We start from the raw sequence: 22,025 nt of genomic DNA, 5'->3' as shown, positions 1-22,025 counted from the left end.
CTCACGCGCTTCAGTCTAGGCCGCAGGGGCGCTGGGCCGAGTCGGGGGTGCGTGGGAAGGTGGTGTGGTGATCGTCGAAGCCGAACCTCTCAGCCGCCTCCGCCAGCGCACGAGCGAGAAATGGCGCGCCTACCCCGACGACGTGCTGCCCCTGTTCGTCGCCGAGATGGACTACCCGCTCGCGCCTCCCATCGCCGCGGCGCTGCACGCTGCCGTCGACCGCAGCGACACCGGCTACATCGGGCCCGACGACCGCACGCAACGGGCGTTCGCCGACTTCGCCCGCGACCGGTGGGGCTGGTCCGTCGACCCCGCGCAGACCCGCACGACCGCCGACGTGGGCGTCGTGATCGTGGAGGCGTTGCGGATGCTCATCGAGCCGGGCGACCGCGTGGTCATCACCCCTCCGGTCTATCCGCCGTTCTTCGACTTCATCCAGGAGGCCGGCGGCGTCGTCGAAGAGGTGCCGCTGCTCGACGGCGGCACGGACGGCCGAGGCTGGGCTCTCGACCTCGCCGGGCTGGAGCAGGCATTCGCGAGCGGTGCCAAGGCGTTCCTGCTCTGCAACCCGCACAACCCGCTCGGGCTGGTGCACCCGCGAGAAGAACTGGAAGCGGTCGCGGCACTGGCGGCGCATCACGGAGTGTCCGTCGTCAGCGACGAGGTGCACGCACCGCTGACGCACTCGGATGCGACCTTCACGCCGTTCCTGACGGTGTCGGACGAGGCGCGGCGGGTCGGCGTCGCGGCCCACGCGGCCAGCAAGGCGTGGAACCTCGCCGGGCTCAAGTGCGCGCTGTTCGTGACGGGCTCGGCCGAGCAGGCGGAGCGCATCCACGCGTTGCCGATCGAAGTGGAGGTCCGCACCAGTCAGTTCGGGCGGATCGCCACAGAGGCGGCCTACCGAGACAGCCGGGAGTGGCTGGATGGCGCACTCACGGCGATCGAGACGAACCGCGCCCTGCTCTCCGTGCTGCTCACCGACCGGCTCCCGCGCGCCCGCTACCGCGAGCCTCTTGCGAGCTACCTCGCCTGGATCGACCTGCGCGAGCTCGGCTGGGGCGACGACCCCGCCGCACGCATCCTCGAGGAGGCACGCGTGGCGGTCAACCCCGGGACGGACTTCGGCCCGCAGGGCGCCGGTTTCGTGCGGCTCAACCTCGCGTGCTCACCTGAGGTGCTCACGGAGGCCGTCGACCGAATCGCAGAGCTGGCGCGCGGTTAGCGGGCGACGACTGCGCCGCCCGCTAACGCAGGTCAGCGCCGGTAGTTGGGCGCCTCGACGACCATCTGCACGTCGTGCGGGTGCGACTCCTTGAGCCCGGCCGGGGTGATGCGGACGAACTTGCCGTTCGACTTGAGCTCCGGGATGGTGCGCGCGCCGACGTAGAACATCGACTGCCGCAGGCCCCCGACCAGCTGGTACGCCACAGCGGAGAGCGGGCCGCGGAACGGCACCTGGCCCTCGATGCCCTCGGCGATGAGCTGCTCGTCGCTCGGCACATCCGCCTGGAAGTAGCGGTCGCGCGAGTACGAGGTCTTCTTGCCACGCGTCTGCAGGGCGCCGAGCGACCCCATCCCGCGGTAGTTCTTGAACTGCTTGCCGTTGACGAACACCAGCTCGCCCGGGGACTCGGAGGTTCCGGCGAGCAGGGAGCCCAGCATCACGCTGTCCGCACCGGCGACGAGCGCCTTCGCGATGTCGCCCGAGTACTGCAGCCCGCCGTCCGCAATGAGCGGGACGTTCGCCTCGCGCGCCGCCAGCGACGCCTCGTAGACCGCCGTCACCTGGGGCACGCCGACACCGGCGACCACGCGCGTGGTGCAGATCGAGCCCGGGCCGACGCCGACCTTGATCGCGTCCGCGCCTGCGTCGATGAGCGCCTGGGCGCCCGAGCGGGTGGCCACGTTTCCGCCGATGACATCCACGTGGGATGCGCGCGGCGACGCCTTCAGCCGGCGGATGATGTCGAGCACGCCGGCGCTGTCCCCGTTGGCGGTGTCGACGACGATGACGTCGACCCCTGCGTCGACGAGGGTCATCGCGCGCTCCCAGGCGTCGCCGAAGAAGCCGATCGCGGCGCCGACACGGAGCCGGCCCTCGTCGTCCTTCGTGGCGTCCGGGTACTTCTCGCTCTTGTCGAAGTCCTTGACAGTGATGAGGCCGCGCAGCTTGCCGTCCGCATCCACCAGGGGCAGCTTCTCGATCTTGTGCTCGGCGAAGATGGCGACCGCCGAGTCCGGGTCGATTCCGACCGGGGCGGTGATGAGCGGCTGCCGCGTCATGACGTCGCGGACCTTCGTGGTCGACCGCTCGAACGGCGACACGAACCGCATGTCGCGGTTGGTGATGATGCCGACGAGGGTGCCGTCCGGCTCGATGACCGGCAGGCCGCTGACGCGGAACTGCCCGCAGAGGGCGTCGACCTCTTCGACCGACGCGTCGGGCGTCGTCGTCACGGGGTTCGTGATCATCCCGGACTCGGACCGCTTCACCTTGTCGACGTGCGACGCCTGGTCCTCGATGGAGAGGTTGCGGTGGATGATGCCGATGCCGCCCTGGCGCGCCATGGCGACGGCCATGCGCGACTCCGTGACGGTGTCCATCGCGCTCGACAGCAACGGCGTCGCCATCGAGATGCGCTTGGTCAGGCGAGTGGAAGTATCAGCTTCACTCGGGATGACGTCGGTATGCCCCGGGAGCAGCATGACGTCGTCGTAGGTCAAACCGATGAATCCGAACGGATCCGCCTGGTCCATTTCACCCCTATCAAGGTTGCGCGACTGTGGATGCTCAATGGTAACGGCAGAACCTGGCCGGCTATTCCGTGAGGCGAGGGCCTAGTCGACCGCCGCCAGATCGAGTTCGGCGGCGCGCTTGCCCTGCCGCGCGGCGACGATCATGTCGATGCTCAGGATGAGCAGCGCCAGCCACACGATCGCGAAGCCCAGCCAGCGCTCCGGCGGCATGGCCTCGTGCAGGATGGCGACGCCGACGACGAACTGGATGAACGGCGCGAAGTACTGGATGAAGCCCATGTACACCAGCGGAAGGCGGCGCGAGGCGGCGGCGAAGAACAGCAGCGGCACCGCGGTGATGACGCCGGCTCCGACCAGCAGGACGGCGTGCCACGGACCGTCCGAGCCGATGGTGAGGCCGACCGTCACACCGACGACGATGAGCTGGATGACGGCCACCGGCGTGAGCCACATCGTCTCCAGAGTCAGACCCGAGAGCGCATCCACCCGATTGCCGACGCGCTTCTTGATGAGGCCGTACAGGCCGAACGAGAACGCCAGGATGAGCGCGATCCACGGCACGGACCCGTAGCCGACGGCGAGGACGATCACGGCGACGATGCTGACGCCGACAGCCACCCACTGGGCGATGCGGAGGCGCTCGCGCTGCACGACGACGCCGAGGAACACGGTGACGATGGGATTGATGAAGTAGCCGAGCGCGGCCTCGACCACATGCCCGCTGACCGTGGCGAGCACGTACGTCTGCCAGTTGACGTAGATGAGTGCGCCGGCGAGACCCATGGTGAAGAGCACGCGCTTGTCACGCAGGAGCGCGGCGAAGGTGCCCCAGCTGCGGGTGACGCTGAGGGCGACGGCGCAGAACCCCAGCGAGAAGACCACGCGCCAGCCGACGATCTCCCACGCTCCGGCCGGCGCGAGCGCCAGGAAGTAGATCGGGAGGATGCCCCAGAGGACGTACGCGCTGATCGCGTAGACCAGCCCCGAGGTGCGGTGGGAGGAGAGGTCGTCAGGCTGTGCCACTCGTCCGACTCTACCGTCGCCTTCCGACATCGCTGCCGAAAACGACGACGGCCCGGATGCTCAGAGCATCCGGGCCGTCGGAGGAAGTGTCTGCGTCAGCGGACGACGACCGCGAGCACGTCACGGGCCGACAGGACGAGGTAGTCCTCGCCGCCGAACTTGACCTCGGTGCCGCCGTACTTGGAGTAGATGACCTTGTCACCCACGGCGACGTCGAGGGGGACGCGGTTGCCGTTGTCGTCGATGCGGCCCGGGCCCACGGCGACGACCTCGCCCTCCTGCGGCTTCTCCTTGGCGGTGTCGGGGATGACCAGACCAGAAGCAGTGGTCTGCTCAGCCTCGACCTGCTTGATGACGATGCGATCCTCGAGCGGCTTGATGGAGACCGACACGTTGACCCCTTTCCTATGAAGAACAGTGTCTCGACTAAGACTGAATTAGCAACCTCGCACTGAGAGTGCTAACCCGAGTCTAGGGGGTGCGTTAGCAGTCACGCAACGTGAGTGCCAGGGTAGCGTTGAGGTCATGGAACGCTCCGAGCTGGTGGCCCTGCTGAGTCCGGAAGGGCTGCGTCTGCTCGACTCACTGCCCCCGTATCGCAGCGAGCAGGATGTGCTGCGGATCGTCAGTGACCTCCGCAAGCAGGGCCACTCCCCCGCGCTCGTGGCGGCCGTGCTCACGCAGTCGAAGCTCCGGCGCAAAGCGGAGGCCAAGTTCGGCGACTTCGCCTCGCAGATGCTCTTCACAGAGGCCGGGCTGGAGCAGGCGACGCGGCTGCCGGTCGCCGCCCGGCACGCGGGCCGCTTCCGCGCGGCCGGCATCAACCGTGTTGCGGACCTCGGCTGCGGCATCGGCGGCGACGCGCTCGCCCTCGCGGCGCTCGAGCTGGAGGTGACCGCCGTCGAGGCGGACGAGGTGACCGCGGCGATCGCGTCGTTCAATCTCGCACCCTTCCCCTCCGCCGTCGTGGAGCACGGCCGCGCGGAGGAGGTGGACCTCCGCGAGATCGACGGCGTCTTCCTCGACCCTGCCCGGCGCACCGCCGGCCACACCCAGACCGAGCGCCTCACCGACCCGGACGACTACACCCCGTCCCTCGGATTCGCGTACGAGCTGGCGACCGGCCGCTCGGTCGGACTGAAGCTCGGGCCGGGCTTCGACCGCGACCTGATTCCGTCGACCGCGGAGGCGCAGTGGATCTCGGCCGACGGCCAGGTGGTGGAGCTCGGCCTCTGGTTCGGCGCGCTCGCCCGGCCGGGCATCCGCCGTGCCGCACTCGTGCTGCGCGGCGACCAGGCCGACGAGCTGACCGCCGACGCCGACAGCCCCGACGAGGAGACGGGCCCGCTCGGCGAGTACCTGTACGAGCCGGATGGCGCGGTCATCCGCGCCCGCCTCATCGGCGACCTGGCGCGACGGATCGGCGGCAGGATGCTGTCCGACCAGATCGCCTACATCACCGCGGACGCGGCGGCCGACACCCCGTTCGCGGCGGGATTCCGCATCCTCGAGACACTGCCGTACGCCGAGAAGGACCTCAAGCGTGCCCTGCGGCAGCGCGGCATCGGGACGCTGGAGATCAAGAAGCGCGGAGTGGATGTCGACCCGGCGGCCCTGCGTCGACGGCTCGCGCTCAACGGCGACCGCCCGGCGACCCTGATACTCACCAGGGTGGCCGGGCGGCACACCGCGCTGCTCGCCGAGCGGCTCTGAGGCCGCCGGCGGAGCGCTCAGTACGTGTTCGAGTAGTTCGCGAGGCTGGCGAAGATCACCGCGAGGATGATCCAGTAGATGATCGCGATGGCGATGCTCACGAAGCCCAGGATGATGCCCGTCAGCCAGAAGCCACGCGCCTGCGGCTCCTTGTTGCGGCCGATGAAGCCGAGGACGATCGCGGCGATGCCGAACAGGAAGCCGATGCCCCACGCGAGGTTGAGCACGATGCCGACGATGCCGCCGACGAGCGACAGGATGCTGAGGATCGGCGACTTGGCGGCCGGCTGTCCGTAGGGCTGCGCGTACCCGGGGGCGGGTTGCCCGTAGGCCGGCTGGCCGTACGGCTGCTGCCCCGGCTGCTGACCGTACGGCTGCTGGTATCCCGGCGCGGGCGGCTGCTGACCATAGGGCTGCTGGTATCCGGGCGCGGGCGGCTGCTGACCGTATCCGGGCGCCGGCGGCTGCTGACCGTATCCCGGTGCAGGCGGCGGCACGGCTCCCGTGTCACCCGCAGGCGCAGCGGCGGGAGGAGGCGGAGGCGGAACCGAGCCGTTCTGGGTGTTGGGGTCCACCGGGTCGGTGGGGGCGTTCGGATCGGTCATGAGACCCATCTCCTTCAGTGAGGCAAGCTGGCGATCAGCGTTTCTGCCGGAATCCCTCGGTCGGAGGAATCCTGAGAGAACGCTGTATCCCCATGGTGACAGGGCAGGCGCAAGAGTGTCAACGCACCGTGTCAGGCGGTGACCTGAATCTCCGTGACCGGGAGGGTGGAGTCGGACGAGAAGGTCAACTCGCTCGGCTCGTGACCTGCCATGATCAGCTGCGCACCGAGCGCCGCGATCATCGCCCCATTGTCCGTGCAGAGCGACAGGGCCGGAATGCGCAGGGCGACTCCCGCCTCGGCCGCTCGCGCCACCGCCAGCTGCCGCACCCGGGCGTTGGCGACGACGCCACCGCCGAGCAGCAGCCGGGGCACACCGTGGTCGCGGCACGCCGTGAGGGCCTTTGTGAGCAGCACGTCGGCGACCGCTTCGCGGAACGATGCGGCGACATCCGCCACGGGCACCTCCTCGCCGGCGTCCTGACGCTGTTCGACCCAGCGGGCGACCGCCGTCTTCAGCCCCGAGAACGAGAAGTCGTAACGGTGCTGTTCGAGGTCCTTCGGCCGGGTCAGGCCGCGCGGGAACCGGATGGCCTTCGGGTCCCCGTCCGCCGCGACCCGGTCGATCTGCGGGCCGCCCGGATACGGCAGCCCCAGCACCCGCGCCACCTTGTCGAACGCCTCCCCCGCCGCGTCGTCGATCGTCTCGCCGAGGAGCTGCACATCCGACACGAGGTCGCGGACGAGAAGGAGGGAGGTGTGGCCTCCCGAGACCAGCAGGGCGACCGTGGGCAGCTCGACCGGATGCCCGGGACCGCCCTGGGCGTCGAGGAGGTCAGCGCCGACATGGCCGACCAGGTGGTTCACCGCGTAGAGCGGCTTGCCCAGCGACACGGCGAGCGCCTTCGCCGCGCCGACGCCGACCATGAGCGCGCCGGACAGCCCCGGACCACTGGTCACGGCGATCGCATCCACGTCGGCAAGCTCGATCCCCGCATCGGCGACGGCCGTCCGCAGCGTCGGCTCGAGCGCCTCGAGATGCGCTCGCGCCGCCACCTCCGGCACCACGCCGCCGTACCGCGCGTGCTCCTCCATCGACGACGCGATCGTGTTGGCGAGCAGCGTCGTGCCGCGCACGATGCCGATGCCGGTCTCGTCGCAGGAAGTCTCGATCCCGAGCACGAGAGGTCCGCTCGAGAAGTCGGATGGGTTCGGGTCGAGACGGGTCATGCGATGGTGGTCTCCGGTGCGGGGACGGCGAGACGCATGACGACCGCATCCACGCCATCCGGCTGGTAGTACTGGGGGCGAACGCCGATCTCCTCGAACCCGAGCTCGCGGTACAGCGTCTGCGCGCCCGGGTTGTCGGCGCGGACCTCGAGGAAGACCTCGCGCGCACCCCGCTTCCGCGCCTCGCCGATCAAGGCGAGCATGAGGAGGCGCCCGAGTCCGCGACGCCGGGCGTGCGGCGCGACGGCGATGGTCTGGATGTCGCCCTCGACCCCTCCGCGCGGTGCGAGGAGTCCGGCGTACGCGTCGATGCGGTCCGGCGTCTCGGGGTCGAAGGCGACGAGGTAGTAACCGTGCTCGCCGGTGACCTCGGAGAGCATGGACCGCTCGGACCACGCGTCGTTCACGAAGATCGAGTGCTCGAGCTCCATGATGGCGGGGACATCGCCCGCCTGTGCGCGACGCAGCTCGTAGGCGGTGCGGGCGGTGGGCTCGTCCCCCGCCTCGCCGGTCATGCGGTCACCCGCTTGGGACCTGTGGAGAGGGTCACATCCGGCGAGCGCAGGTAGAGGGCGTCGTCGGGATCCATCGGGAGGCCGTGCGCGTACCGGAATTCGGCGATCATCCCGAGGCGTCCGGCCGGCACGACCTCGGCCTCGAAGCGGGGGGTCTCGGGATGCGGCAGTTCGTCGGGCTTCGCAAGTCCTGGTCCATCGAGGCGCACCGGAAGTCCGATGTCGTCCACGCCGGAGTAGGCGGTCCAGTAGCGCTCGCGCCGGCGCGCGTCCGTGACGACGAGCAGGGGCCCCTCATGGCCGGAGGCGTAGCGCTCGAAAGCGACGGCGTCGTGGCTGACGACCGGGACGAGCGGCCTGCCCGCACCGATGGCGAACGCCTTCGCCGCGGCAATGCCGACGCGCAGCCCGGTGAACGGCCCCGGCCCCATCCCCGCGACGACGCCCGACAGCTCACGAACCGCGATGCCGGCGACGGTCAGGGCCTCGTCGATGAGGGTGCCGATGACTTCGGCGTGCCGCATGGTGTCGGTCTCGATCACTTCCGAAAGGACACCGCGGTCGCGATCCACGACGGCCACGCTGGTGCCCGCGGACGTGTCGATGGCGAGAAGCATGCGTCCAGCCTAAGCGGGATCGCCGGTCTGCGAGCCCGCCGGTGCGGCCCAGCGCGGTCCGAAACCGGTGAGGGTGACCGTGCGCGGCTCGTCGGTCTCGTCCACCTCGGTCTGGGCCTCGGTCTCCTCGAGATCGGCCGCGACCTCCTCGCCGCCAACCGCGCGCTCATCCGCCCCGGTGGGCCGTTCGATCGCGACCTCGAGCCACGACTCCGCCACGCCGTCCAGCATCCCGCTGCCCCACTCCACCACGACGACCGAGCGGGCGAAGTCGATGTCCAGGTCGTCGAGCTCCAGCGCACTCGACAGCCGGTAGGCGTCGACGTGGACTAGGGGCGCGCCGCCGGAGAGGCTGGGATGCGTCCGGGCGAGCACGAACGTGGGGCTCGTCACGGGCCCCCGAACGTCTAGGCCCTCGCCGATGCCCCGGGTGAGGGTCGTCTTCCCGGCGCCCAGCGGCCCGGAGAGGACCACCAGGTCGCCCGCCCGCAGCACAGCGGCGAGCTCCCGGCCGAGCGCGTGCATGTCCGCAGGCGACGCGACGCGACGTGTTGCGGGGAGCAGCAACGCCTCGGTCATCGACCGCCTCCGGTGAAGCTGCGCTTCAGGCGGCCGCCAAGGCGCGTCACGATCTCGTAGTTGATCGTGTCCGCCGCCTCAGCCCAGTCGTCGGCGCCCGGCACACCGGTCGCCGGGTCGCCGAACAGCACCACCTCGTCGCCGACCTGCACGTCGAGGTCACCCACGTCGACCACGAACTGGTCCATCGCGACCCGGCCGCTGATCCGGAACGTGCGCCCGCCGATCGACACCGGCCCCCGATTGGACGCGTGCCGCGGGATGCCCTCCGCGTAGCCGAGCGGCACGAGCACGAGCGTCGACTCCGTCTCGGTACGGTACGTGTAGTCGTACGAGACGCCCTTGCCCGCGGGCACGCGCCGAACGGCCGCCACGCGGCCTCGCAGCGTCATCGCCGGGCGCAGGCCGAGTTCGACCGCGGAGTCGCGGCCGAAGGGAGACAGTCCGTAGACCGCGATCCCGAGGCGCACGAGGTCGAACCGGGCCTCCGGCAGCGAGAGGGCAGCCGCACTTGCGGCGATGTGCCGGAGTTCCGGCGTGAGCCCTGCGGCCGCAGCGCGTTCCAGTGCCCCCTCGAACACCGCGACCGCGGCGCGGTCGTCCTCCGCCGAGGCGTTGGACAGGTGCGAGAAGACGCCGCGCACGACGATGTGACCGCCGGCCTCCAGCTCACGAGCACGTGTGAAGACGGCATCCCACTCGGACTCCGGGATGCCGTTGCGGCTGAGTCCCGTCTCGACCTTCAGCTGCACGAACACCGGGCGATCGTTCGCGCGCGCGGCCGCGGCCGCCTCGAGCTGGGCGAGCGATGAGAGCCCGAGGTCGAGATTTGCGCGGGCCGCCTGGGCGAAGTCCTCGTCGGGGTCGTGCAGCCACGCCAGCACCGGCGCCGTGATGCCGGCCTCCCGCAGAGCCAGACCCTCGGCGATCTCCGCGACGCCTAGCCAGTCGGCGCCACCGGCGAGCGCGGCGCGCGCGCTCTCCACCGCGCCGTGGCCATAGGCGTCCGCCTTGACGACCGCCATGGCGTGCCGAGTACCGAGCAGCTCACGCAGGCGTGCGACGTTCGCACTCACCGCATCCAGGTCGACGACCCGCTCGCGGAACGCCGCACTCACGGCGCGCACTCCGTCACCACGAACGCCGTCGCCACCCCCGCGTCGTGCGTCATCGACACGTGGATGCGGTCGATACCGCGCTCGCGCACCTGCGCCTCGACCACGTTGTGCAGCACGAAACCGGGATTCCTCTCCTCGTCTGGAACGATCTCCATGTCGTGCCAGCGCACGCCCTCAGAACCGCCCAGCGCCTTGATCAGCGCCTCCTTCGCGGCGAACCGCGCGGCGAGCGAGTGCACCGGCAGCGCGCGCTCCGCCTCCGTGAACAGCCGCTCGCGGAGCTTCGGGGTGCGCGCGATCGAGCGCTCGAAGCGCGCCAGATCGACCACGTCGACCCCTATGCCGGCGATCACGGCGTCACTCGACGGTGACGGACTTGGCCAGGTTGCGCGGCTGGTCGACGTCGAGACCCTTCGCTGCGGACAGCTCCATCGCGAAGATCTGCAGCGGCACGACGGCGAGCAGCGGCTCGAAGAGCGGCGCAGCCAGCGGGATGCGGATGACCTCGTCGGCGAACGGCAGCACCGCGGCGTCGCCCGCCTCGGCGATCGCGATGACCCGGGCGCCGCGCGCACGGATCTCCTGGATGTTCGACACGACCTTCTTGTGCAGCTCGTCCGACCAGCGCGGGCTCGGAACCACCACGAAGACCGGCTGACCGGGCTCGATGAGGGCGATCGGGCCGTGCTTCAGCTCACCGGCGGCGAAGCCCTCCGCGTGGATGTACGCGAGCTCCTTGAGCTTCAGCGCACCCTCCAGCGCGATCGGGTAGCCGACGTGACGGCCGAGGAAGAGCACGGAGCGCGTGTCCGACATCCACCGCGCCAGCTGGGCGATCTCGGCGTGCGACTCGAGCACGGTCGCGATCTTCGCCGGAACCGCCTGCAGCTCGTCGATGGCGTCGCGCTGCTGGGCGGTGCTGAGCGTGCCGCGAACCCGCGAGAGGTGAAGTCCGAAGAGGTAGAGCGCGGTGATCTGCGCGACGAACGCCTTCGTCGAGGCGACAGCGACCTCAGGTCCGGCGTGCGTGTACAGCGCGGCGTCCGACTCGCGCGGGATGGTCGCACCCTGCGTGTTGCAGACCGAGATGGCCTTGGCGCCGCCCTCGCGGGCGTACTTGACCGCCATCAGCGTGTCCATCGTCTCGCCGGACTGGCTGATCGAGATGACGAGCGTGCCCTCGGTCAGCACCGGCTCGCGGTAGCGGAACTCGTGGCTGAGCTCGACCGTCACGGGCACGCGGGCCCACTTCTCGATCGCGTAGCTGCCGACGATCCCGGCGTACGCCGCCGTACCGCAGGCGATGATCGTGATGCGGTCGATGCCCGCGAAGTACTCGTCTCCGAGAGCGTCGAGCTCCGGGATGTGCACCGTCTCGCCGACCAGGCGGCCGCGCAGCGTGTTGGCGACCGCATCCGGCTCTTCGGCGATCTCCTTCGCCATGAACGACGACCAGCCGCCCTTTTCGGCCGCGGAGGCATCCCAGGCGACCTCGAACGGCTCCACCTCGACCGGCGCGCCGGCGAAGTCGGTCACCGTGACGTTGTCCGGCGTGATGGTGACGATCTGGTCCTGCCCGATCGCCATCGCACGGCGGGTGTGCTCCACGAACGCCGCAACGTCGGAGCCGAGGAAGTTCTCGCCCTCGCCCAGCCCGATGACGAGCGGTGAGTTGCGGCGCGCGCCGACGACGACGTGCGGCTGGTCCTGATGCATCGCCAGCAGCGTGAACGCGCCCTCGAGGCGCGAGACGACGCTCTGGAACGCCTGCGGCAGGTCGCCGGTGCGGCGGTACTCGCGGCCGAGCAGCACCGCTGCGACCTCGGTGTCCGTCTCGGACTCGAAGGCGAACCCGTCGGCGAGCAGCTCGTCCTTCAGGGTCGAGAAGTTCTCGATGATGCCGTTGTGGATGACGGCGAGGCGGCCGTCGTCGCCCAAGTGCGGGTGCGCGTTCACGTCGGTCGGCCCGCCGTGCGTCGCCCAGCGGGTGTGACCGATGCCGGTCTGCCCGTTCGGGATGGGGTTCACCTGGAGGTCCTCGGTCAGCACCGAGAGCTTTCCGGCCTTCTTGGCCGTGCCGAGGGCCCCGTCCGGGCCGATCACGGCGATGCCTGCGGAGTCGTATCCGCGGTACTCCAGGCGCTTCAGACCGCCGAGAAGCACCTCAAGGCTCTTGTCGGTACCGACGTACCCCACGATTCCACACATGCATGCGAGTCTAACGTGGGCCCGGGTGGGAGCCCGCTTGGAGCGCACCTGGACCTCGACGCGCCCCTAGACTTGGTGCCCTATGGCAGAGAACGGCGACTCCTCCACTCCCTTCGTCGAGCTGAGCCGGACGGACTGGGCAGAACTGGCGGAGAACACCCGCCTTCCGCTGCAGGAGACGGAGATCGTCCAGCTGCGCGGGCTCGGCGACCCGCTCGACATGCGCGAGGTGGAGCAGGTCTATCTTCCGCTCAGCCGCCTCCTGAACCTCTACGTCGGGGGCACGAAGCAGCTGCACCGCGTCACCAGCGACTTCCTGGGCGAGCGCGCGGCGAGCACCCCCTTCGTCATCGGTGTGGCGGGCTCGGTCGCCGTCGGCAAGTCGACGATCGCGCGTCTGCTGCGCGAGCTCCTCTCCCGGTGGGATGACACCCCCCGCGTCGAGCTGGTCACCACGGACGGCTTCCTCCTCCCCAACGAGGAGCTGGAGCGGAGGGGACTGATGGAGCGGAAGGGCTTCCCCGAGTCGTACGACCGGAAGGCGCTGCTTCGGTTCGTCACGGCGATCAAGAGCGGGGCGCCGGAGGTGCGCGCACCCTTCTACTCCCACCTCAGCTACGACATCGTGCCGGACGCGGAGATCGTCGTGCGGCGTCCCGACGTCCTCATCGTCGAGGGTCTCAACGTGCTGCAGCCCGCCGGAGGCGGCAACCGTCTGGCCGTGAGCGATCTCTTCGATTTCAGCGTCTACGTGGATGCGCGCACCCGCGACATCGCCCGCTGGTACGAGGAGCGCTTCCTGAAGCTGCAGCGTGGTGCCTTCGCGAACCCGAAGTCGTACTTCCACCGCTACTCAGAGCTGACCGAGGAGGAGGCGCGCGCCCGCGCCGCCACCATCTGGACGCGGATCAACGAGCCGAACCTGCTGCAGAACATCCGGCCTACGCGTTCGCGAGCCAAGCTCGTCCTCCGCAAGGACGCGGACCACGCTGTCAGCTCGGTGCTGCTGCGGAAGCTCTGACGTCCACGACGGATCGGGCTTTCAGACCACAGGCGCATACGGCGGGGGTCGTCAAGCTCTGGCCAGGGATGTGCGCATCCCGTATGCATGAGGCATGCCAGCACCACGCTCCCGCGCCGCACAGGTCTTCGGCCAGCGCGTGCGCGACGCACGGATCGCGCTCGGCATGAGCCAGGAGGACATCTCCAACCTGGCCGACATGCACGTGACGAACTACGGTCGCGTCGAGCGGGGCGAAGCGAACTCGGAGCTGCACACGATCGTGCGCATCGCGACGGCGCTCAATGTCGACCCCGCCGAACTGCTGGCGGGCCTCTACGGCTCCGAGATGCTGCCGGATCGCACGCGCGCGTACTCCGTGGCCGACTTCATCGCGGCACGGCGGGCGCACGAGTCGCACTGACGCACAGCGTCAGAAGGCCAGCCGCTCCCGCACGACGTCCGCGAGCTCGCTAGCCAGACGTTCCGCAGTCTCCTGATCGGCCGCCTCCACCATCACGCGGACCAGCGGCTCGGTGCCCGAGGGTCGCAGCAGGACGCGTCCACTGTCCCCGAGTGCGCTCTCGGCCGTCTTCACGGCGGTGCGGAGTCCCTCGTCGGTGTGGACGGCGTGGTGGTCGACGTTCTTCACGTTCACCATGACCTGCGGATACACGGTCATCACTCGGGCGAGCTGCGCCAGCGACTTGCCCGTTCGGGCCATCTCGCTCAGCAGGTGCAGCCCGGTGAGGATGCCGTCCCCAGTGGTCGCGAACTCGCGCATGATGACGTGACCGGACTGCTCGCCGCCGAGCGAGTAGTCGTTCTGGTTCATCTCCTCGAGCACGTAGCGGTCGCCCACGGCGGTCTCGACGACCCGGATGCCGTTGTCGCGCATGGCCAGCTTCAGCCCGAGGTTGCTCATCACGGTGGCGACGAGCGTGTTGTCGCGCAGCTTGCCGCGCTCCTTCATCCCGACCGCGAGGATCGCCATGATCTGGTCGCCGTCGACGATGTTGCCCTCCGCGTCGACCGCGAGGCAGCGATCCGCATCGCCGTCATGGGCGATGCCGACGTCGGCACCGGCGGCGAGCACAGCCCGGGAGAGGTTGTCGAGGTGGGTGGAGCCCACGCCGTCGTTGATGTTCATGCCGTCCGGCGCGTCGCCGATGACAGTGACGCGGGCTCCCGCGTCCGTGAATACCTCGGGCGAGATGCCGGCGGCGGCGCCGTGAGCGCAGTCGAGCACGACGTGGATGCCGTCGAGGCGGTGGGGCAGGCTCGCGAGCAGGTGGAGGACGTAGCGATCCTCCGCGTCGGCGAACCGGCGGATGCGACCGACGTGCGCGCCGGTCGGGGTCAGCTTCTCGAGGTCGAGGTGCTGCTCGATGCGGTCCTCGACCACGTCGGGCAGCTTCGTCCCACCGCGGGCGAAGATCTTGATCCCGTTGTCGGGCGCCGGATTGTGCGACGCGGACACCATCACGCCGAAGTCGGCGTCGAAGTCGGCGATCAGGAAGGCCGCTGCTGGGGTGGGGATGACTCCGGCGTCGTAGACGTCGATGCCGGAGCTCGCGAGCCCGGCCGCGACCGCGGACGCGAGGAACTCGCCCGAGACCCGGGGGTCGCGGGCGACGATGGCCGTCGGGCGCTTGCCTGCGGCGCGGCGCGCCTCGGCGCTTCGGCCTTGCGTCAGTACAGCAGCAGCTGACTGCGCAAGGCCGAGCGCCAGGTCGGCAGTGAGACTTCCGTTCGCGAGACCGCGAACGCCGTCGGTTCCGAAAAGGCGAGGCATGGACCGAAGCCTAAACGCTCGCCAGCGTCAACGCTTGGAGAACTGCGACGCCTTGCGGGCCTTCTTGAGACCGGCCTTCTTGCGCTCGGTGACGCGGGCGTCACGGGTGAGGAAGCCGGCCTTCTTCAGGGTCGGGCGGTTGTTGTCGCGGTCGATCTCGTTGAGGGCGCGCGCGATGGCGAGGCGCAGGGCGCCGGCCTGGCCGGAGGGGCCACCGCCGGTGATGCGGGCCACGACATCGTACGAGCCGAGCAGGTCGAGGACCTTGAACGGGTCGTTGATCAGCTGCTGGTGCAGCTTGTTGGGGAAGTAGTCGGCGAACTCACGGCCGTTGACCGTGATGCTGCCGGATCCCGGGACCAGGCGCACGCGCGCGATGGCCTCCTTGCGGCGGCCGACGGCCGCGCCGGGAACGGAGAGGACGGCGCGGGGCGCCGCCGGGGCCTCGGAGGCCGGGGTCTCGGTCGAGTAGGACTCGACGTTGTCGGCCTGGGCCGACTCGATGCTGTCTGCGATCTTCGCCACGATGGTGATAATCCTTTGGTCTCTATTAAGTCGTGAAGGTCTGCGTCGCCGGCGGGATTACTGGGCGACCTGGCCGAGCGTGTACGGCTTCGGCTGCTGGGCGGCGTGCGGGTGCTCGCTTCCGGTGTAGACCTTCAGCTTGCGGAGCTGGGCGCGACCGATGGAGTTCTTCGGCAGCATCCCGCGGACGGCCTTCTCGACGGCGCGAGTCGGGTTCTTCTCGAGGAGCTCGGCGTACGTGGTGGCCTTGAGGCCGCCCGGGTAGCCGGAGTGGCGGTACGCCTTCTTCTGCAGCGCCTTCTGACCGGTCAGCGCGACCTTGTCGGCGTTGACGATGATGACGAAGTCACCCATGTCCATGTGGGGGGCGAAGGTCGGCTTGTGCTTGCCGCGGAGGAGGGCCGCGGTGTGGCTGGCGAGACGGCCGAGCACGACGTCGGTCGCGTCGATGATGACCCAGTCGCGCTGGATCTCGTCTGCCTTCGGGGAATAGGTGCGCGTCACAGTAGTGGCTGCTTTCTGTCTCGAACGGAGGTGTTCGTGAATCCCGCTCCGTGGGGGTTCTCCTTCCGAAGGAAGGGAACCGGGCCGGTGGAGGGCTCACGTTCGCATGTTGCGCCCGCAGTTGGGCGCGGACACCAAAGATCAATCGTACGCGAGAGCCGCACCCCTGGTCAAACCGACTGAGTTGCGCTCATCCTCAGGGCTGAAAGTGCAGGCGATCACCCGCGGAGATCCTCGGACGCACCATAGCGTAACCGGTATGAGATCCCTCCTGCTCCGTAGCCGCTGGCTGCTCGAACCGGCAATCGCGGTGGCCTTCTTCGTCTTCTGGGCGATCGCCCTAGTGGGCAGGAACCAGCTGGTCCCCGGTCACCTCCGCTCGGAGGGCCCGTTCTGGGCGGCGCTCCTCATCCTGGCGTGCGCGATCGGGCTGGCCCGGCTCAGTCCGATCGTCGCCATGGCCGCCGGAACGGCGGTGCTCATCGGCCAGCTCTTGTTCCCGGCCGGGATCTTCGACGATCCCCTGGTCTACCTGGGCTACGGGATCGTCGCCCTGGTCGTCGCCGCGACGGTCCGTGGCCGGATGCGCGTCGTCGCCTTCATCTTTGCTGTGGGCGCTGGAGTCTCGACCGCTGGGCTGCTCGCGTGGTGGCTGGGCGTCGGCCGCGGTGACGCTGCCGCCAGAGCGCTGTTCTTCATCCTTTGTGCCGTCGCGGGCGCGGTGGCGTGGCTGATCGGAACGCTCATTGGGGTCTGGGCCCGGTCGCTTCAGAAGGAGGTCGAGCTGGAGCAGGCGACCAGCCGACTACGCCTTGCCGAGGTCGAGGCGCTGGTCAGCGACGAGCGCGAGCGCATCGCGCAAGATGTGCACGACATCATGGCGCATTCACTTTCGGTCATCCTCGCCCAAGCCGACGGCGCCCGCCTCCTCGCCGAAGGCCGGCCTTCCGCAGTCGCCCCGTCGCTCGCCACCATCGCGGATACGGCGCGGTCGTCCCTGACCGAGGTGCGGGTGCTCATCGAGACTCTGGTCGGCGCACCGAGCGGGGACGCGCATCCAGGGCTCGAAGAGCTCGACGCCCTGGTGAAGCGGCTCTCGGACGCCGGCCTGTCCGTCTCGGTAGAGCGGTTCGGCGAGCCGGACGACCTCACCGCAGCCCAGCAGCTGGCCGTCTACCGGATCGTCCAGGAGGCACTCACGAACGCACTGAAGCATGCCGGCCGCGGCGCGGTCGCCCGGCTCGCCCTGGACGCGCGCGACGACGGGATGTCGATCTCTGTCGCCTCGCATCCCGCGGACTCAACACACTCGTCGCCGGCCGCGGGCGCCGCCGGCCGCGGGCTGATCGGGATGCGCGAACGCGCCAGATTCGCCGGCGGGTGGCTCGACGCAGGGCCGGACGACGACGTGCCGGGCGGCTACCTGGTGACCGCGTACATCCCGGCGGTTGGACGCGCGACGGTGACCGCGTGATCCGGGTGGCGGTGGCCGACGACCAGCCACTGTTCTGCGCCGGCCTTCAGATGATGATCGAGTCGCAAGCGGATCTGAAGTTCGCGGGGGCGGCCTCCGATGGCGCGGAGGCCGTCGCACTCGCGCGCACGGCATCCCCGGACGTGATCCTCATGGACCTTCGGATGCCCAACGTCGACGGCATCGCCGCGACGGAGGCCATCCGCGCGGATGGGTCAGCTGCTCTCCCCCGCATCGTCGTGCTCACCACATTCGAGCGGGACGAGGCGGTCGCCGCTGCCCTGCGCGCGGGCGCGGACGGCTTCCTGCTGAAGGACGCGACACCCGACTTCATTCTCGCCGCCATAAGGACCGTGCACGACGGCCACTCGGTGATCGCACCCAAGGCGACGAGCGAACTGTTCCGCACCCTCGCCCGCCGCCGTCCCGAAATGATCGAGCACCTGTCGGTGCGCGAAAAGGAAGTGTTCCTGCTGGCGGCGCGCGGTCTCGGCAACGCGGAGATCGGCCGCACGGCGTTCATCTCGGAGGCGACCGTCAAGACGCACATCCGCAGCATCCTTGCCAAGCTTGGCCTCAGCTCCCGCGTCCAGTTGGTCGCGTTCGCCTACGAGAACGGGCTGGTCCGTTGAGCCGGGAGGCTACAGCTCCCGCAGCGCCCGGGTGCGCTCTGCGCGCAGCGCCAGCTCCGCGCCTTCGGGATATCCGACCTCCAGGAGGGTCAGTCCACGGGCCGGCATCACCTTGAATGCGCTGGTGCGCTGCCGCTCGTCGCGCAGCGACACCAGGTCGCCGGCGCCCAGCTTGCCCTCCCCCACCTCGACGCACGCCCCGACGAGCGCGCGGACCATGCTGTGGCAGAAGGCGTCTGCGGTGAGGTCGGCGACGAGGACCCCGTCGGGATCGCGCCGCCACGCGAAGGCCTGCAGCGTGCGGATGGTCGTCGCACCCTCCCGCGCCTTGCAGTAGCTGGCGAAGTCGTGCAGGCCGAGCAGCCCGTGGGCGGCCATGTCCATGGCGTCAGCGTCGAGGTCGGAGGACACCCACGCGGTGCGGTGACGTTGCAACGGGTCGCGCAGCGAGGCGCGGTCCGCGACCCGGTACTCGTAGCGGCGCCACAGCGCGGAGAAGCGGGCGTCGAAACCGTCCGGCGCGAGGGATGCCGCCAGCACCACCACATCGGAGACTGGGCCCAGGATGCCGTTGAGCCTGCGGCCCAGCGCCTCCTCGGCGGAGAGCGGCGGACGCTTGCCGTGCGGTTTGCGCAGCACGGCCTCCTGCTCCGGGGTGAGGTCGACGTGGGCGACCTGGCCGACGGCATGCACCCCCGCGTCCGTCCGGCCGGCCACCGTGAGCGCCGGCGCCTCACCCGCGCGCCGGAAGATGGTCGCGAGGGCGTCCTCCAGCGTTCCCTGCACCGTGCGCAGGCCCGGCTGGCGACCCCAGCCGGTGAAGTCGGTGCCCTGGTACGCGATGTCGAGCCGGTAGCGGCGCGACGTTTCAGTAGGCACGGACCAGGCCCGTCTCCGCCTGCGTCGAGACGAAACCCATGCCGGTGTACAGCCCGAGGGCCCCGGTCGGATTCTCGGCGTCCACATCCAGGGCCACCTTGTCCCAACCCCGAGCGGCGCACGCCTCGAGCACCGCACGCAGCAGCGACGGCGCGATGCGACGACCGCGGAACGGCCGCGTCACGGCGACGGTGGAGACATAGGCGCCGGTGTAGCCCTGACCCGGCCAGTCATCCTCGTTCACGTCCGTGAGCAGCACGCCGGCCACCTCGTCACCGGCGAGCGCCACGAACGACAGCTCGGGCACGAAGCTGCCCGAGACCAGCCCCGCGAACTGCTCGTCGCTCAACGGCTGACTGCCCCAGTGGTCGCGGAACGCGTCGTCGCGCGCAGTGTGCACCTCGTCCGCGAGCTCGGTGGTGTACGGAACGATCCGCACATCCATCGTCGGGACGACCTCGGGGATCGGCTCCCGCAGGTCCCGCTCCATGGTGTGGAAGTAGCGGGCCACCTCGAACCCCCCGGCGAGCAGCAGCCGCTCCCGGTCCGGCGCGCGCCTGTCGGCGTATCCGACGAGCCAGCCAGGCAAGGTCTTCTCCGAAGCGGCGAGCTTCTGCTCGCCACGGCTCCGTTGCCAGGCGAGAAGCTCGCGCCCGATCCCCCGCCCGCGGAACTCGGGATGCACGCCGCCGTTCATGAATTCGCGCACCAGCGACTCCTGCCGTGGTGGCTCCATCACGATGCCGACCGCGACCGCGCGTCCATCGGCTGTGATGGCTAGCAGCGTGTCCTTCTCCAGGTCGATGAAGCTGTACCCCAGCTCCTCCTCGACCTCCTCGCGGGTCGTCACATAGTTCGGGTGATCCTGCGTGTCGATCGCGCGGTAGACCTCGTGCACCGTCGCCGCATCCTGTGCCGTCACCGGCCGCCACTCGGCGATCAGGGGATGCTCCGGGCGGTGCAGGTCGGACAGCGGAACGCGGGCGCTCAGCGGCGGCAGCGAGGCGTCGTCGGTCGAGGTCATGCTTCTCACCTTAGAAGACCCGGGAACGGCGAAGGCCCCGCATCACTCGGATGCGGGGCCTTCGGACGTGGGGAAGAAGGGTGTTACGCCTTCTCCGCCTCGGTCTCGGCGTCGGTCTCACCGGCGGCGTCGGCGTCAGCGGTCGCGTCCTCGGCGACCTCGGCCTCAGCAGCGGCAGTCGCGGCGCTGGTCTCCTCGGCCGGGGTCTCCTCGGTGCTGGTCTCTTCGGTGCTGGTCTCCTCGGCGACGGGCGCCTCCTCGACCGGCGCAGCCGCGGCTGCAGAAGACGACTTCGTCGACTTCACCTTCGGGGTGACGGGCTCGAGCACGAGCTCGATCTGCACCATCGAGGCGTTGTCGCCCTTACGGAAACCGAGCTTGGTGATGCGGGTGTAGCCGCCCTCACGCTCGGCGACCAGCGGCGCGATCTGGGTGAAGAGCTCGTGAACCACGGTCTTGTCCTGGATCACAGCGAGGACGCGACGGCGGGCGTGCAGGTCGCCGCGCTTCGCGAACGTGATCAGACGCTCGGCAACGGGGCGCAGGCGCTTGGCCTTCGTCTCGGTGGTCTTGATGCTCTTGTGCGTGAAAAGCGCAGCGGCCAGGTTGGCGAGCATGAGGCGCTCGTGCGCCGGGCCGCCCCCGAGGCGGGGGCCCTTGGTGGGCTTAGGCATGATCGGTTATCTCCAGTGTTGAAAAGGTTCGATGGCGGGTCGGGAGAGACGCACCTCAGATGGTGGTGGACTCGTCCTCGTCGTAGCCGCTGTAGAAGTGGGCGCCGTCGAACCCGGGGACCGAGTCCTTCAGCGACAGGCCCATCTCCGTCAGCTTGTCCTTGACCTCATCCACCGACTTCTGACCGAAGTTGCGGATGTTCATGAGCTGCGTCTCCGACAGCGAGACGAGCTCGCTCACGGTGTTGATGCCCTCGCGCTTGAGGCAGTTGTACGAGCGGACCGACAGGTCGAGGTCTTCGATCGGCATCGACAGCTCGGAGCTGAGGACGGCGTCGACCGGCGCCGGGCCGATCTCGATGCCCTCGGCCGCGCTGTTGAGCTCGCGGGCCAGGCCGAACAGCTCGACCAGCGTGCGGCCGGCCGAAGCGATGGCGTCGCGCGGGCTGATCGCGGGCTTGGTCTCCACGTCGACGACCAGACGGTCGAAGTCGGTGCGCTCACCGGCGCGGGTGGCCTCGACGCGGTAGGTGACCTTGAGCACCGGCGAGTAGATCGAGTCGATCGGGATCTGGCCCGCCTCGCTGTACTCGTTGCGGTTCTGCTGGGCCGAGACGTAGCCGCGGCCGCGCTCGATGGTCAGCTCGACCTCGAACTTCGCCTTGTCGTTGAGCGTCGCGATGACGAGCTCGGGGTTGTGGATCTCCACACCGGCCGGAGCCGAGATGTCGGCCGCGGTGACCTGACCGGCACCCGTCTTGCGGAGGTACGCGGTGATCGGCTCGTCGTGCTCGCTCGAGACGACCAGACCCTTGATGTTCAGGATGATCTCGGTGACATCCTCCTTGACACCCGGGACGGTGCTGAACTCGTGCAGCACGCCGTCGATGCGGATGCTGGTGACAGCCGCACCGGGGATGGAGGAGAGGAGGGTGCGACGCAGGGAGTTGCCGAGGGTGTAACCGAAGCCCGGCTCCAGCGGCTCGATGACGAACCGCGAGCGGAACTCGGAGATGTTCTCTTCGGTGAGCGTAGGACGCTGTGCAATGAGCACTATTGATTCCTTCCGGCTAAGTGTCCGCTATATGACACTTGCTTCTACTGAGGGGGTGTTCGTCACGCCGCCAGGCGGCGGCCCGGATCGGACCGCC

24 protein-coding genes are annotated in these 22,025 nt (G+C 69.5%); 6 read left to right on the top strand and 18 right to left on the bottom strand.

Going from position 1 to position 22,025, the window contains the following annotated elements; all coding sequences use genetic code 11:
- Positions 1-67 precede the first annotated feature (67 nt).
- Entirely contained in the window at positions 68-1,225 is a 1,158-nt protein-coding gene (locus tag AB4Z18_RS03880; RefSeq protein ID WP_441782967.1) for a MalY/PatB family protein, read from the top strand.
- Between the two features lie 32 nt (positions 1,226-1,257).
- Here the strand turns inward: AB4Z18_RS03880 and guaB are convergent, their stop codons facing one another.
- The 3 genes from guaB to groES all read right to left on the bottom strand — a co-directional run bounded on the left by guaB (position 1,258) and on the right by groES (position 4,175).
- Positions 1,258-2,760: an IMP dehydrogenase gene (gene guaB, locus AB4Z18_RS03875; RefSeq protein WP_441781380.1), complete on the bottom strand. Its 1,503-nt coding sequence runs from the start codon at positions 2,758-2,760 to the stop codon at positions 1,258-1,260.
- An 81-nt stretch (positions 2,761-2,841) separates the two neighbouring features.
- Positions 2,842-3,783 carry an EamA family transporter RarD gene (gene rarD, locus AB4Z18_RS03870; RefSeq protein ID WP_441781379.1) on the bottom strand — a complete coding sequence of 314 codons (942 nt, stop codon included), beginning with the start codon at positions 3,781-3,783 and terminating at the stop codon, positions 2,842-2,844.
- Positions 3,784-3,878: 95 nt separating this feature from the next.
- Entirely contained in the window at positions 3,879-4,175 is a 297-nt protein-coding gene (groES, locus tag AB4Z18_RS03865) for a co-chaperone GroES (protein WP_055894868.1), read from the bottom strand.
- 133 nt (positions 4,176-4,308) lie between these two features.
- On the opposite strand from groES, the gene AB4Z18_RS03860 reads away from it, so the two are divergent.
- On the top strand, positions 4,309-5,496 hold the full coding sequence (locus tag AB4Z18_RS03860) for a THUMP-like domain-containing protein (protein WP_441781378.1): 1,188 nt from the start codon (positions 4,309-4,311) through the stop codon (positions 5,494-5,496).
- Between the two features lie 17 nt (positions 5,497-5,513).
- Here the strand turns inward: AB4Z18_RS03860 and AB4Z18_RS03855 are convergent, their stop codons facing one another.
- The 8 genes from AB4Z18_RS03855 to glmS all read right to left on the bottom strand — a co-directional run bounded on the left by AB4Z18_RS03855 (position 5,514) and on the right by glmS (position 12,367).
- The gene (locus tag AB4Z18_RS03855) at positions 5,514-6,101 is read right to left on the bottom strand and encodes a DUF4190 domain-containing protein (protein ID WP_441781377.1); all 588 of its coding nucleotides are present in this window, start codon (positions 6,099-6,101) and stop codon (positions 5,514-5,516) included.
- A gap of 131 nt (positions 6,102-6,232) precedes the next feature.
- Positions 6,233-7,330: a tRNA (adenosine(37)-N6)-threonylcarbamoyltransferase complex transferase subunit TsaD gene (gene tsaD, locus AB4Z18_RS03850; RefSeq protein WP_441781376.1), complete on the bottom strand. Its 1,098-nt coding sequence runs from the start codon at positions 7,328-7,330 to the stop codon at positions 6,233-6,235.
- A complete protein-coding gene (rimI, locus tag AB4Z18_RS03845; protein ID WP_441781375.1) occupies positions 7,327-7,845 on the bottom strand; it encodes a ribosomal protein S18-alanine N-acetyltransferase in 519 nt (172 codons plus the stop codon). Before rimI ends, tsaD begins: the two co-directional genes overlap by 4 nt.
- Complete coding sequence (tsaB, locus tag AB4Z18_RS03840; protein ID WP_441781374.1) at positions 7,842-8,462, bottom strand: tRNA (adenosine(37)-N6)-threonylcarbamoyltransferase complex dimerization subunit type 1 TsaB; 621 nt, start codon at positions 8,460-8,462, stop codon at positions 7,842-7,844. The genes rimI and tsaB overlap by 4 nt, the downstream gene beginning before the upstream one ends.
- Before the next feature lie 9 nt (positions 8,463-8,471).
- The gene (gene tsaE / locus AB4Z18_RS03835) at positions 8,472-9,041 is read right to left on the bottom strand and encodes a tRNA (adenosine(37)-N6)-threonylcarbamoyltransferase complex ATPase subunit type 1 TsaE (protein WP_441781373.1); all 570 of its coding nucleotides are present in this window, start codon (positions 9,039-9,041) and stop codon (positions 8,472-8,474) included.
- Positions 9,038-10,168 (bottom strand): alanine racemase, encoded by a 1,131-nt coding sequence (gene alr / locus AB4Z18_RS03830; RefSeq protein ID WP_441781372.1) that lies wholly within the window; start codon positions 10,166-10,168, stop codon positions 9,038-9,040. Before alr ends, tsaE begins: the two co-directional genes overlap by 4 nt.
- Positions 10,156-10,512 (bottom strand): holo-ACP synthase, encoded by a 357-nt coding sequence (locus tag AB4Z18_RS03825; RefSeq protein ID WP_441781371.1) that lies wholly within the window; start codon positions 10,510-10,512, stop codon positions 10,156-10,158. The genes alr and AB4Z18_RS03825 overlap by 13 nt, the downstream gene beginning before the upstream one ends.
- A 4-nt stretch (positions 10,513-10,516) precedes the next feature.
- Positions 10,517-12,367 carry a glutamine--fructose-6-phosphate transaminase (isomerizing) gene (gene glmS / locus AB4Z18_RS03820; protein WP_441781370.1) on the bottom strand — a complete coding sequence of 617 codons (1,851 nt, stop codon included), beginning with the start codon at positions 12,365-12,367 and terminating at the stop codon, positions 10,517-10,519.
- Between the two features lie 82 nt (positions 12,368-12,449).
- On the opposite strand from glmS, the gene coaA reads away from it, so the two are divergent.
- Positions 12,450-13,388: a type I pantothenate kinase gene (gene coaA, locus AB4Z18_RS03815; RefSeq protein WP_441781369.1), complete on the top strand. Its 939-nt coding sequence runs from the start codon at positions 12,450-12,452 to the stop codon at positions 13,386-13,388.
- Positions 13,389-13,482: 94 nt separating this feature from the next.
- Positions 13,483-13,791, top strand: a complete 309-nt coding sequence (locus tag AB4Z18_RS03810) for a helix-turn-helix domain-containing protein (protein WP_441781368.1) — start codon at positions 13,483-13,485, stop codon at positions 13,789-13,791.
- A gap of 9 nt (positions 13,792-13,800) precedes the next feature.
- Here AB4Z18_RS03810 and glmM read toward each other — a convergent pair whose 3' ends face one another.
- The 3 genes from glmM to rplM are packed head-to-tail and all read right to left on the bottom strand — an operon-like array spanning position 13,801 to position 16,191.
- Complete coding sequence (gene glmM / locus AB4Z18_RS03805) at positions 13,801-15,162, bottom strand: phosphoglucosamine mutase (protein WP_441781367.1); 1,362 nt, start codon at positions 15,160-15,162, stop codon at positions 13,801-13,803.
- A gap of 27 nt (positions 15,163-15,189) precedes the next feature.
- Positions 15,190-15,687, bottom strand: a complete 498-nt coding sequence (rpsI, locus tag AB4Z18_RS03800; protein ID WP_441781366.1) for a 30S ribosomal protein S9 — start codon at positions 15,685-15,687, stop codon at positions 15,190-15,192.
- A 57-nt stretch (positions 15,688-15,744) separates the two neighbouring features.
- On the bottom strand, positions 15,745-16,191 hold the full coding sequence (gene rplM / locus AB4Z18_RS03795; protein WP_441781365.1) for a 50S ribosomal protein L13: 447 nt from the start codon (positions 16,189-16,191) through the stop codon (positions 15,745-15,747).
- Positions 16,192-16,450: 259 nt separating this feature from the next.
- Between rplM and AB4Z18_RS03790 the strand changes: the two genes are divergently transcribed.
- Entirely contained in the window at positions 16,451-17,665 is a 1,215-nt protein-coding gene (locus tag AB4Z18_RS03790; RefSeq protein ID WP_441781364.1) for a sensor histidine kinase, read from the top strand.
- Complete coding sequence (locus AB4Z18_RS03785) at positions 17,662-18,297, top strand: response regulator transcription factor (RefSeq protein WP_441781363.1); 636 nt, start codon at positions 17,662-17,664, stop codon at positions 18,295-18,297. Before AB4Z18_RS03790 ends, AB4Z18_RS03785 begins: the two co-directional genes overlap by 4 nt.
- Before the next feature lie 9 nt (positions 18,298-18,306).
- Here the strand turns inward: AB4Z18_RS03785 and truA are convergent, their stop codons facing one another.
- The 4 genes from truA to AB4Z18_RS03765 form a co-directional block, all read right to left on the bottom strand.
- Complete coding sequence (truA, locus tag AB4Z18_RS03780) at positions 18,307-19,176, bottom strand: tRNA pseudouridine(38-40) synthase TruA (RefSeq protein ID WP_441781362.1); 870 nt, start codon at positions 19,174-19,176, stop codon at positions 18,307-18,309.
- Positions 19,166-20,200 carry a GNAT family N-acetyltransferase gene (locus tag AB4Z18_RS03775; protein ID WP_441781361.1) on the bottom strand — a complete coding sequence of 345 codons (1,035 nt, stop codon included), beginning with the start codon at positions 20,198-20,200 and terminating at the stop codon, positions 19,166-19,168. Before AB4Z18_RS03775 ends, truA begins: the two co-directional genes overlap by 11 nt.
- An 83-nt stretch (positions 20,201-20,283) precedes the next feature.
- A complete protein-coding gene (gene rplQ / locus AB4Z18_RS03770; protein WP_441781360.1) occupies positions 20,284-20,874 on the bottom strand; it encodes a 50S ribosomal protein L17 in 591 nt (196 codons plus the stop codon).
- Between the two features lie 55 nt (positions 20,875-20,929).
- Positions 20,930-21,928: a DNA-directed RNA polymerase subunit alpha gene (locus AB4Z18_RS03765; RefSeq protein ID WP_018191943.1), complete on the bottom strand. Its 999-nt coding sequence runs from the start codon at positions 21,926-21,928 to the stop codon at positions 20,930-20,932.
- Between the last annotated feature and the right edge of the window lie 97 nt (positions 21,929-22,025).

The organism is Leifsonia sp. 2TAF2 (genome assembly GCF_052115085.1).
Lineage (GTDB): Bacteria > Actinomycetota > Actinomycetes > Actinomycetales > Microbacteriaceae > Leifsonia.
Note: the sequence above shows the minus strand (reverse complement) of the source record. Positions and strands in the feature narration are given on the sequence as shown.

What these genes read in the sequence shown, in the direction of transcription:
- AB4Z18_RS03790 (WP_441781364.1), top strand. Translation starts at nt 16,451, where the DNA reads ATGAGATCCCTCCTGCTCCGTAGCCGCTGGCTGCTCGAACCGGCAATC.
- AB4Z18_RS03775 (WP_441781361.1), bottom strand. Translation starts at nt 20,200, where the DNA reads ATGACCTCGACCGACGACGCCTCGCTGCCGCCGCTGAGCGCCCGCGTT.
- tsaE (WP_441781373.1), bottom strand. Translation starts at nt 9,041, where the DNA reads ATGACCGAGGCGTTGCTGCTCCCCGCAACACGTCGCGTCGCGTCGCCT.
- AB4Z18_RS03855 (WP_441781377.1), bottom strand. Translation starts at nt 6,101, where the DNA reads ATGACCGATCCGAACGCCCCCACCGACCCGGTGGACCCCAACACCCAG.
- rimI (WP_441781375.1), bottom strand. Translation starts at nt 7,845, where the DNA reads ATGACCGGCGAGGCGGGGGACGAGCCCACCGCCCGCACCGCCTACGAG.
- tsaD (WP_441781376.1), bottom strand. Translation starts at nt 7,330, where the DNA reads ATGACCCGTCTCGACCCGAACCCATCCGACTTCTCGAGCGGACCTCTC.
- AB4Z18_RS03860 (WP_441781378.1), top strand. Translation starts at nt 4,309, where the DNA reads ATGGAACGCTCCGAGCTGGTGGCCCTGCTGAGTCCGGAAGGGCTGCGT.
- tsaB (WP_441781374.1), bottom strand. Translation starts at nt 8,462, where the DNA reads ATGCTTCTCGCCATCGACACGTCCGCGGGCACCAGCGTGGCCGTCGTG.
- guaB (WP_441781380.1), bottom strand. Translation starts at nt 2,760, where the DNA reads ATGGACCAGGCGGATCCGTTCGGATTCATCGGTTTGACCTACGACGAC.
- rplQ (WP_441781360.1), bottom strand. Translation starts at nt 20,874, where the DNA reads ATGCCTAAGCCCACCAAGGGCCCCCGCCTCGGGGGCGGCCCGGCGCAC.
- AB4Z18_RS03810 (WP_441781368.1), top strand. Translation starts at nt 13,483, where the DNA reads ATGCCAGCACCACGCTCCCGCGCCGCACAGGTCTTCGGCCAGCGCGTG.
- glmS (WP_441781370.1), bottom strand. Translation starts at nt 12,367, where the DNA reads ATGTGTGGAATCGTGGGGTACGTCGGTACCGACAAGAGCCTTGAGGTG.
- coaA (WP_441781369.1), top strand. Translation starts at nt 12,450, where the DNA reads ATGGCAGAGAACGGCGACTCCTCCACTCCCTTCGTCGAGCTGAGCCGG.
- glmM (WP_441781367.1), bottom strand. Translation starts at nt 15,162, where the DNA reads ATGCCTCGCCTTTTCGGAACCGACGGCGTTCGCGGTCTCGCGAACGGA.